This window comes from Bacillus sp. Root131 (genome assembly GCF_001429475.1).
GTDB lineage: Bacteria > Bacillota > Bacilli > Bacillales > Bacillaceae_G > Bacillus_A > Bacillus_A thuringiensis_S.
The window spans coordinates 1,533,911-1,544,746 of the sequence record NZ_LMJQ01000001.1 but is presented as its reverse complement, the minus strand read 5'-3'; the positions used below and the strand labels follow the sequence as shown (position 1 = coordinate 1,544,746).

Below are 10,836 nucleotides of genomic sequence, written 5' to 3'. Positions count from 1 at the left end.
TTGCTATTTCTCTATTTATTTTTTTAGAGAAGCTTCATATTCTTTATACTCTTTATCTGTAGCCGGTACTTTAATTTCACCGTCTGTAATTTTCTTTTCAAATTCTTCTACTTTTGTTAAAATTTCAGGGTTAACTTTTTTCACGTTATCAGTTGTTTTTGAAATACCAATACCGTCATCTTTTAAACCAAACGCTTCTACTTTACCGCCTTTTAACTTACCGTCTTTCGCTTCTTGCGCTACTTTTTCAACAGCGATATCTACACGTTTTACCATTGAAGTTAATGTTACGTTTTCAGGCATACCTTCTTGGTTTTGATCACGGTCAACACCGATTACCCAAACATTTTCACCTTTTTTCTTACGGTTTTTCGCTTCAGTGAATACACCGTTACCTGTACCACCAGCAGCATGATAAATTACGTCTACGCCTTGACCATACATTGCTGATGCAAGAACTGTACCTTTTTCAGGTTTATCGAATGCTTCTGCATATTCAGATACGATTTCAATGTTTGGATTTACTGCTTTTGCACCCGCTTTAAATCCATTTTCGAATTTACTAATTAAATCACTCTTCATCCCACCAACAAATCCTACTTTATTCGATTTTGTTGACATAGCTGCTACCGCACCTACAAGGAATGATCCTTCATGATCTTTAAATGTAATGCTCGTTACGTTTGGTGCATCTACTACAGTATCAACGATTGCAAATTGTTGTTTTGGAGATTCTTTTGCTACTTCTTTAATTGCACCTTCTAATTTATAACCAATTCCGAAAGATAAATCATACTTATCTTTTGAAAATTTCTTTAAGTTTGGAATATAATCCGCTTCTTTTTCAGACTGTAGGTAACGATAATTTGTCTTTTCCTTTAATCCGTTATCTTTACCAAACTTTTTTAGTCCTTCCCAAGACGATTGGTTGAACGATTTGTCATCAACGCCCCCAACATCCGTTACCATACCGACCTTGAAGTCTTTCGTGTCTTTCTTATCACTGCTTGCCTTATCCGAGTTACCACATGCACCTAAAACTGTACTTGCTGCTAATGTTAATGATAATAAAAGACCTGCTTTTTTCTTCATACTAGAAACCCCTCCAAAAATGATATATATTTTTTTATTCTTTCGCTGCTGTCCCTTACTTCTTGCTGTCACCTCCCTAAAAAGGAACTTACCTACATACGCTTTCTTAATACGTGGAAGCTAAACTTATCAGCTCTAAAGTAATTGATAGAATATAAGATTGGCTCATCATTTTGATCATAGTGCATTTGTTTTAATACAAGCAGTGCTGTTTCAGGCTCACATTCTAAAATCGGTGAGATTTTAGGGTGATAGCCAATTGGCTCAATGTGAGCAACCGCATATGTTATGCGCTTATGCGTGTTATTATGTATCACCGTTAATAATGACTCCTCATTGTAACCCGATAAATCTGGCAATATTTCTTTTGCAAGTTTATCGATACAATATACAACAGGTTCCCCATCTGCTGTACGCACGCGTTCAATCATCACTGCATTGAAACCATCTTCACTATTAAACTTCTCTTTTTCCTCTTCTGTTAAAGTTGTAGTAGATGATGATAAAAAGATCGTTCCTGGTGTTTTCCCCACACTAGAAATCATATCTGTAATACTAGAAAGTTGTTCTATTCCAGAAGAAAATAATGGCTTTGCATTTACAAATGTCCCTACACCATGTCTACGAATGACAACATTTTCTTCTTCTAAAATACGTAACGCTTCCCTTAAAGTCGCTCTACTTACGCCAAGTTCTTTCGCTAAATCAAACTCTGATGGTAACTTTTGTCGTTCTTTATAAGCCCCATCTTTAATTTTTTCTTTGATGTGATCAATCACCCGTAAATATAGGTGACGACTATCGGATTTTACTGACATAAGACTCCCCCGCATTTCAATTATTCGACCTCTGATGTAAGACTTCTTTTCTCTTTTTTCAACTTACAACATAGTACAAATGACTAACCACTAAAAATAAGCGCAATTGTCGAATAAATAATAATAATTTTTTAAAATGAAATTTTCACTCTTTACTGTATAAAAAAAACTTTGCACCATAAACATTCCTCATTTCGAGAAAAAGTTCGGCACAAAGATCCTTTACATCCTTTGTTACACACTTTTCCCCTCATAGTCTAGCAATTCATGGTTGCCAGGTAGAAACTTATGGACCTTATCTCCAAGATTATATGAGGCAGTGATTCTTTTCGAAGTAATCTTACCACTTGCTCTCATACGTGTCAACAAAATCCAACATTTTTCTGCATTAAATATCGAACATTTACATAAAACATACTCAAAGTATTCGTATTCTAAAGATACCCTCTAAATGTAAGCCCTTTCTTTATTGCTGAGTATAGTATATAACAAAAACACTATATAAAAAAGCCTAATTGTAAAAACAATTAGGCTTTTTTAAGAACTTTTTTCTTGTACATCATTAATGAGTACTTCTCTCGGTTTACTACCTTCATATGGACCTACTACACCATTCATTTCCATTGCATCAATTAGACGAGCAGCTCGCGTATAACCTACTCTAAACCTACGTTGTAGCATAGAAACAGATGCTGTTTGCATTTCCACTACAAGTTGAACCGCTTCATCATATAATTCATCTTCTACTTCCTGCTTCGTATCAGGAACATCTTGCGGAATCATATCTTCTTGATATTGTGCTTTTTGCTGTCCAATAACATATTCTACAACTCTCTCAACTTCATCATCTGATAAAAATGCACCTTGTACACGTACAGGTTTCGATGCACCAATTGGTATAAACAGCATGTCGCCACGACCTAGTAGCTTCTCTGCACCACCACCGTCAAGAATTGTACGAGAATCTGTTTGAGAAGATACAGCGAATGCAATACGTGATGGAATATTCGCTTTAATAACACCCGTAATAACGTCAACTGACGGACGTTGCGTTGCAATAATTAAATGAATACCAGCAGCACGAGCCATTTGCGCTAGACGCATAATCGCATCCTCTACATCAGACGAAGCAACCATCATTAAATCTGCTAACTCGTCCACAATTACTACAATATACGGTAATTCGGGTTGTTTCGCTTCTGATTGACTATTATGCTCTTTTATATAATCGTTGTATCCTTCAATGTTACGTGTACCACTATGAGCAAACAATTCATAACGACGTTCCATCTCACTCACAACTTTTTTCAATGCTTGCGATGCTTTTTTCGGATCAGTTACAACTGGTGTTAACAAATGAGGCACACCGTTATATACATTTAACTCTACCATTTTCGGGTCAATCATCATTAATTTTACTTCATGTGGTTTTGCACGCATTAAAATACTAACAATAATACCGTTAATACATACACTTTTCCCGCTCCCTGTCGCACCAGCTACGAGTAAATGGGGCATTTTATTTAAACGGGCTAATACAGCTTCACCTGTAATATCTCGGCCAAGACCAATTAACAACTTCTCTTCCGGATGATTGTTAGCCTTAGAATCAAGAACTTCCCTCAGCGTTACCATCGAAACTTCTGAGTTCGGAACTTCGATCCCTACAGCTGATTTCCCGGGAATTGGCGCCTCAATACGAATGTCCTTTGCAGCTAATGCAAGGGCTAAATCATCACTTAAACTGACAATTTTACTTACCTTTACCCCCATATCAGGATACACTTCATATTTTGTAACTGCAGGACCTCTATGCACTTTTGTTACTTTCGCTTTCACTCCGAAACTTTGGAATGTACGTTCTAATTTACGAGCATTCTCATAAATTTCCGCATTTTCATTTGTAACTTGCTTATTCTTTGGAAATTTTAATATATCAAGTGAAGGAAGCTTGTAATCTTTATTTTCTACATTTGAAAATTGCATAGGAGGTGCTTGCGCTTCACTCTCTAACGATTCAACGATTTTTTCTCCACGCTTTTTCTTTGATTCTTCAATTGGTGGAGTCTCTTCAATAAACGGTGAAGTGATCAAATCTTCTTGCTCTACTTCAATTCGTTTATCCTCTTCTTCATTTGCAGGATAATTCTCAGTGAAATTTGAAATAATTGGCGGATCAATTTGGATTTCTTCCATCGGCTCAATCACTTCTTCTTGTTCTGCAGCACGTTTGCTTCTTGTACTTCTTGTTGTTTTTTTCTTTTCTGTTTGTTCAGCCGTTCTTTTGGATCTCCAATCTTTATAATCCACTTGCATCACTTGAAATTGACTTCTAAGAATTCTACCAACTGGAGCTAACACTTCTCCAATATGTTTATTTGTTATACAGAGTACCCCGAGAATAACTAAAATAATCCCAATGATATAGGCTCCTACTTCGTCGAATAGGAAGTAACATGTCGCGAACATAAGCGCACCAAACATACCACCGCCTAAATGAACGCTATCTGGCCCTTTTTTCATTTCAAGAAAGAAGTTATCTTTCGTACTCACAATAACAGAAGTATTTTGCACTGCTCCATCTTTTGTAAGAAGGTTAAATAATGTAATATGACTAAACATTAATATTGCCAATACAATTAAATAAAATCCAATTAACCGTTTATTTAAAAGGTTCGGCCATCCGCGTTTTATAACAAAGGAAACCGATAAAGCTATTACACCTAACACACCAATTATGTACCACTCACCAAAGAAGAAGCGAAAAAATAACACAAACGATTTCCCTACAACGCCTAGCTGTAAAATCGTAATGATTGAAAGTGCAAAAAGAGTTAAACCGACGATTTCATAATACAAGGTTGGCTTTATCGTACGTCTTGCCTTTGCCTTCGTCCCTCTTTGCTTTTGTTTTGCCATTTCTTCACCTCGTGTTCTACATATAAGTAAAGCTCCCCTAAAAATGCTCTATTTATATGTCTGTTTTCTCTATTTTTCAGGTCTTTATATCTTCTATTTTTACACTTCTTGTAAAATGCTAAATAAACAGAAGAAAGCAGCCTACTCATGGCTGCTCAACCGTCTTGTTTTTTATATTATACCATAGCTTCTAAACAAAATCCTTCTTTTTGCTAAAAGGTTATTTTCTGACCGGGCTCAAACTCTAAATAGTGAAGTGGGTCCGTACTTAGCACACGTACAATAGAATAACACCCATGTTCCTCTTCAGAAACCATTAATTCCACACCATTTATATTTACAACTTTTTGACTTTCACATTGTGAATAATCGGCCGGATACACAAGTTGCTCTGGCATAATTGTATATAAAATCATTGTAACATTGTCCCTTCTGCACTACCTTCCGCGCGAACATCTATTAATTCGTTTAATTTTCGAATCGCATTTCCAATACCACCAACATCATCTATAAGACCGTACTTTACTGCATCTCCACCAATTACATTCGTCCCAATATCTCGCGTTAAATTTCCTTTCGCAAACATAAGCTCTTTAAAACGATCCTCTGTTACTTTCGAGTGCTTCGTCACAAAACGAATAACTCTTTCTTGCATCTTATCCAAATACTCAAATGTTTGCGGCACACCTATGACAAGACCTGTTAAACGAATTGGATGAATTGTCATCGTCGCAGTTTCCGCAATAAACGAATAGTCAGTAGAAACAGCAATCGGTACACCGATGGAATGTCCCCCACCTAAAACTAGAGATACTGTTGGTTTTGAAAGTGAAGCTACCATTTCTGAAATTGCTAGTCCAGCTTCAACGTCACCTCCAACCGTATTTAATATTAAAAGCAAACCTTCAATTTTCGGATTTTGTTCAATCGCAACAATTTGCGGAATGATATGCTCGTATTTTGTTGTTTTATTTTGCGGCGGTAATTGAACATGACCTTCCACTTGTCCGATAATCGTTAAACAATGAATACGTGATTCATTCATCTGTGGTACATTTGTCTGTCCAAGCTGTTGAATTTTTTCTACTATTGAAGCCTCTTTTCCAGCTTCTTTTGGCTCAGTTTCTTTTTCTTCATTTGTATATCGATCACGTTCTGTCATTTCGCATCCCCTTTCACTCGTATATAACTATTATTTCTTAAGTTATAAATTTCATTCGATAGGGTTAAAAAGAAAAAAAAGATCACCCATAAGGGTGATCTTTTTTATACTTCCATAATAATCGGTAAAATCATAGGTTTTCTCTTTGTCTCTTCGTACAAGAACTGTCCTAATAATTCACGAATATTTTGTTTTAACATTGACCATTCAATCGAATATTCTTTAATTGACTGCTCAACAATCATACGTACAATCTCTGTAGATCGTTCAATTAACGCTTCTGACTCACGAACATATACGAAACCACGTGAAATGATTTCTGGACCAGAGATAATTTTCTTTTCATCTTTACCAAGCGTTACAACTACTACTAATATTCCATCTTGAGATAACATCTTTCTATCTCGAAGAACGATATTACCAACGTCACCTACACCTAATCCATCAATTAAAACATTACCAGCTTGTACTTTACCGACTAAGTTCGCTTCATCGTCACCAAAAGCAATTACATCGCCTTTTTCTACGATAAAGATATTTTCTCTTGTAATACCTACATCTTCAGCTAAATACGCATGTGCTTTTTGCATACGGAACTCACCATGTACGGGTACAAAGTACTTCGGTTTCATTAAATTTAACATTAATTTTAATTCTTCTTGGCTACCGTGACCTGAAACATGAACTTTTCTTTCGCCGTAATAAACAACTTCAGCTCCAGCTCTAAATAACAAATCAATAATTTTTGATACAGATATTTCATTACCCGGAATTGGCGAAGCAGCAATGATAACAGTATCACCTTTACGAATTGAAATTTGTTTATGTGCTTGTTTTGCCATTCTAGATAGAGCAGCCATCGGTTCACCTTGACTACCTGTCGTTAAAATAGCTACCTTTTTCTCTGGGAAGTTGTCTACTTCTTGTAATGAAATAACCATACCTTCTGGAACATCTAAATAACCAAGACGTCTTGCAATGTCTACTACTTTCACCATACTACGTCCTACTACCGCTACTTTTCGCCCTGTTTCGGCAGCTGCATCAAATACTTGTTGAATACGATGTACATTCGATGCAAATGAAGCAACGATAATACGACCTTCTGCGCCGTAGAACACTTTAGAAATTTCTACACCAACTTCTTTTTCAGAACCTGTATAACCTGGGCGCTCTGCGTTTGTACTATCAGATAATAAGCAAAGTACGCCTTCATTTCCAATTTGAGCCATTTTCCCAAGGTCTGCTCCACTATTTCCAATTGGAGTTTGATCGAATTTAAAGTCTCCTGTATATACGATTGCACCTTTTGATGTATGGAAACAAACACCAACAGAATCTGGAATACTATGTGTCGTTCCAAAGAATGACACCGTTGTAGTATTAAACTCTACTGTTGAATTTGAATCGATTGTTTTTAAGTCTACACGACCTAACATACCCGCTTCGCCAAGTTTTTCTTGTATAAGTCCTACTGTTAATTTCGTTGCATACACTGGAATAGATAATTTACGAAGTACGTAAACAATACCACCAATATGATCTTCATGACCGTGAGTAATAAATAAACCCTTTACTCGCTCTTGGTTTTCCACTAAATATGTAATATCAGGAATAACGATATCAATTCCAAACATTTCATCTCCCGGGAACATTAACCCTGCATCCACAATAAAGATTTCAGAATCAATTTCAACACAGTACATGTTTTTCCCGATTTCACCTACTCCACCAAGAGCAAATACTTTAACAGACTCATTCTCTTTTCTCTTCATGTTGTTGCCTGGTTTAAAAATCTTGCAAACACTGATTTCACTAAAATTGCAGAGACACCAGGGGAAACTCTACAACCACCATATATTCACCGTCCAAGACGAATGTCCTTACCGTTATGCGATATCATGTCCTTGTTTATTTTTTAAACCAGGTTTCACCTCTCTTTCATTATATAAATCAAATATCTTATTCGATATGATATGAAAATGTAATTAAATTATAATTTTTACCAATTTTGCTAAGCATACCCGTACTAAGCTACTTAGCCATATTATACCTGATACAAGAAATAGAACACAAGTTAAATCGTGCGAAAGAAAAAGTAAAAGAAAGGAACAGCACTAAAAGTATATGGCTTATTTCCGCTGCTTTTATACTCCATGTTATTTGGAAAAAACTACCCTAAATACTTTAAATTACTTTCATTTGATGGATTTCCTAGATTTTTTTCTTGAATCGCACAAAAACACTTATAAAATGAAGCTTTTTTATAGATTACGTCATATTTGAGGCAATTCCTATAAAAACATAACCGAAAGTATTTTCTGTACCAGCAACTACTTTTCAACAAAATTAAAGATGTAAGATCCTTTTCTTATAAACATTGCATTACATGACAAAAAGCTATGAATTACAAAATCCCGCTAAAAATTTAATAAGGTTAAATTTTTAGCGGGATTTGACAGTCACTATCGAGAACAAGAGGTTGAAACAAAATTAACGAAAGGACCATATCATACTTTAGCCAGTAGAGAACGCGTAGCGTAATATACTCGTTTTCAACATAAAATGTTTTCTATATAGGGTCATATACAGACGAGAAAGGCGAGCCTAAAATCATTTTACAAAAGATTCACATTAAAACAGATTCAAACATTTTCATATCAATAAAAAAATGACCTAGTTCCACACTAGGTCATTTTTATTAACGAGGAATAGATTGCATTACAGATTGTAACGTTACTCTTTCTTCTTCTGTTAATGGAAGAAGTGGTAAACGTACAGAACCTACATCTAATCCAACCATTTGTAACGCTGTTTTTACTGGAGTTGGACTTGGCGCCATAAATAACGAATCAGTTACTCTTACAAGTAATTGATGTAATTTTTGCGCCTTCTTAAACTCTCCTGCTTGAAATGCTGTAATCATTTCTTGCATTTCGTTTCCGATGACATGAGATGCTACCGAAACGATACCTTTCGCTCCAACTGCCATAGCCGGTAACGTTAAACCGTCATCACCGCTGTATACCGCAAAGTCGTCCGCTGTTTTTTCAATGATTTCTGTCATTGTTAACACATCGCCGCCGGCATCTTTAATAGCAACAATGTTTTCTATTTCTGATAAACGAACAACTGTATCAACGGAGATTTGTACAATAGATCGTCCTGGAACGTTATATAGCATAACCGGAAGCGGCGTGCTTTCAGCAATTGCCTTAAAATGCTGATACATTCCTTCTTGACTCGGCTTGTTATAATACGGTGCTACTAGCATTACTGCATCCACACCAACTTCTGTTGCCTTTTTAGTCAAGTCAATAGAAGCATGCGTATTATTGCTACCTGTTCCAGCGATTACGGGCACTCTTTTATCGACAACAGATACGACATGGCGATATAACGCTACTTTCTCTTCTGAAGTTAATGTAGGAGATTCGCCTGTCGTTCCTCCTACCACGATTGCTGTTGTACCGTTATCAATTAAATAATTTACCAATTTCGTTGTCTTCGCAAAATCGATATTACCGTTTATATCAAACGGTGTTACCATCGCAGTTGCAATTGTCCCAAAATCTATCATGGTCTCACTCCTTATTGTTCCAGTTGCTTTTCTTTTGAAAGCTCAAACGCACTATGTAATGCATTTACAGCCTCCACTAAATCAGTTTCTTTTACAAGAACCCAAATTGTTGTATGACTATCTGCCGATTGCAGAATTTGAATACCTTTTTCTGCTAAAGCTGTAACGATTTTCGCAGTAACCCCTGGGTATCCTGCCATTCCAGCTCCAACGATAGATACTTTCGCACAATGCTCTGTCACAATTGGCTCATATCCAAGGTTCTTTAATAATTTAACTGCATGACTTGATACATTATCACTCACCGTATATGCTACGCCAGTAGGTGAAATGTTAATTAAATCGACACTGATTCCTTCGTTCGCCATTTCTTTAAACACATGTTGCTGCAAATCATATGCCGTTTCTTTTGCAAGCACTTTAATTTGCGTTACGTTTGATACGTGGGCAATACCTGTAACAGGACGTTCTTCTACATCACGACCTCTTGTAGCACCGTCATATGCTGAAATAAGCGTACCTTCACTCTCAGAATACGTAGAACGTACACGAAGCGGTACTTTTGCATGCATCGCAATTTCAACTGCACGTGGATGAACGACTTTCGCACCTTGATAAGCCATGTTACAAATTTCGTTATACGTTACAGTTTGAAGATGACGTGCATCTTTTACAATACGAGGATCCGCAGTCATAACACCTTCTACATCAGTGAATATATCGATGTATTCAGCATGAAGCGCAACACCTAATGCTGAAGCTGAAGTATCGCTACCTCCGCGTCCAAGTGTTGTCGTATCACCTTTTTTCGTTTGCCCTTGGAATCCTGTAACGACGATTACATCTACATTTTCTAACTCTTCATGTATACGATCGCAATTCATTTCAATAATCTTTGCATTCGTAAAGTCATCATTCGTTACAAAACCAGCTTGTGCACCATTTAATGCTGCTGCTTTTATACCGTTCTCATTCAACATATTAGAGAAAACAATTGCAGAGATTAACTCTCCGCACGATAATAATAAATCTTGCTCACGTTTAGAAATAGTAGATTCCTCTTGATTTACAAGACTTAATAACGTATCCGTTGCATATGGTTCACCTTTACGACCCATAGCAGATACGACAGTAACTACTTTATAACCAGCAGCTAATGATTTTTTTATATGATGAAGCGCATGCTTACGTCCATTGTCATCACGTACTGATGTGCCACCAAATTTTTGAACAATTATTTTCATATTTTGCACCTTCTCTTAGCC

8 protein-coding genes and 1 riboswitch are annotated in these 10,836 nt (G+C 36.4%); all 8 genes read right to left on the bottom strand.

Annotated features, from left to right (window positions below):
• Positions 1 to 15 precede the first annotated feature (15 nt).
• The 8 genes from ASE54_RS07750 to dapG all read right to left on the bottom strand — a co-directional run bounded on the left by ASE54_RS07750 (position 16) and on the right by dapG (position 10,815).
• Entirely contained in the window at positions 16 to 1,092 is a 1,077-nt protein-coding gene (locus ASE54_RS07750; protein WP_000725767.1) for a BMP family protein, read from the bottom strand.
• Positions 1,093 to 1,184: 92 nt separating this feature from the next.
• Complete coding sequence (locus ASE54_RS07745) at positions 1,185 to 1,910, bottom strand: GntR family transcriptional regulator (RefSeq protein ID WP_000114182.1); 726 nt, start codon at positions 1,908 to 1,910, stop codon at positions 1,185 to 1,187.
• 233 nt (positions 1,911 to 2,143) lie between these two features.
• Positions 2,144 to 2,245: riboswitch (purine riboswitch) on the bottom strand.
• A gap of 202 nt (positions 2,246 to 2,447) precedes the next feature.
• Positions 2,448 to 4,829 carry a DNA translocase FtsK gene (locus ASE54_RS07740; protein WP_001118795.1) on the bottom strand — a complete coding sequence of 794 codons (2,382 nt, stop codon included), beginning with the start codon at positions 4,827 to 4,829 and terminating at the stop codon, positions 2,448 to 2,450.
• Between the two features lie 212 nt (positions 4,830 to 5,041).
• Complete coding sequence (locus ASE54_RS07735) at positions 5,042 to 5,245, bottom strand: YlzJ-like family protein (protein WP_000605020.1); 204 nt, start codon at positions 5,243 to 5,245, stop codon at positions 5,042 to 5,044.
• On the bottom strand, positions 5,242 to 5,991 hold the full coding sequence (gene tepA, locus ASE54_RS07730) for a translocation-enhancing protein TepA (RefSeq protein WP_000139825.1): 750 nt from the start codon (positions 5,989 to 5,991) through the stop codon (positions 5,242 to 5,244). The genes ASE54_RS07735 and tepA overlap by 4 nt, the downstream gene beginning before the upstream one ends.
• A gap of 104 nt (positions 5,992 to 6,095) precedes the next feature.
• Positions 6,096 to 7,766, bottom strand: coding sequence for a ribonuclease J (locus ASE54_RS07725; RefSeq protein ID WP_000823089.1), 1,671 nt, complete (start codon positions 7,764 to 7,766; stop codon positions 6,096 to 6,098).
• Positions 7,767 to 8,692: 926 nt separating this feature from the next.
• On the bottom strand, positions 8,693 to 9,571 hold the full coding sequence (gene dapA / locus ASE54_RS07720; RefSeq protein WP_000564763.1) for a 4-hydroxy-tetrahydrodipicolinate synthase: 879 nt from the start codon (positions 9,569 to 9,571) through the stop codon (positions 8,693 to 8,695).
• Between the two features lie 11 nt (positions 9,572 to 9,582).
• Positions 9,583 to 10,815: an aspartate kinase gene (dapG, locus tag ASE54_RS07715; protein ID WP_000692456.1), complete on the bottom strand. Its 1,233-nt coding sequence runs from the start codon at positions 10,813 to 10,815 to the stop codon at positions 9,583 to 9,585.
• Positions 10,816 to 10,836 lie beyond the last annotated feature (21 nt).

Excerpts from the sequence above, each read along its gene's own strand:
- ASE54_RS07750 (WP_000725767.1), bottom strand. The coding sequence starts at position 1,092 with ATGAAGAAAAAAGCAGGTCTTTTATTATCATTAACATTAGCAGCAAGT.
- ASE54_RS07745 (WP_000114182.1), bottom strand. The coding sequence starts at position 1,910 with ATGTCAGTAAAATCCGATAGTCGTCACCTATATTTACGGGTGATTGAT.
- ASE54_RS07740 (WP_001118795.1), bottom strand. The coding sequence starts at position 4,829 with ATGGCAAAACAAAAGCAAAGAGGGACGAAGGCAAAGGCAAGACGTACG.
- ASE54_RS07735 (WP_000605020.1), bottom strand. The coding sequence starts at position 5,245 with ATGATTTTATATACAATTATGCCAGAGCAACTTGTGTATCCGGCCGAT.
- tepA (WP_000139825.1), bottom strand. The coding sequence starts at position 5,991 with ATGACAGAACGTGATCGATATACAAATGAAGAAAAAGAAACTGAGCCA.
- ASE54_RS07725 (WP_000823089.1), bottom strand. The coding sequence starts at position 7,766 with ATGAAGAGAAAAGAGAATGAGTCTGTTAAAGTATTTGCTCTTGGTGGA.
- dapA (WP_000564763.1), bottom strand. The coding sequence starts at position 9,571 with ATGATAGATTTTGGGACAATTGCAACTGCGATGGTAACACCGTTTGAT.
- dapG (WP_000692456.1), bottom strand. The coding sequence starts at position 10,815 with ATGAAAATAATTGTTCAAAAATTTGGTGGCACATCAGTACGTGATGAC.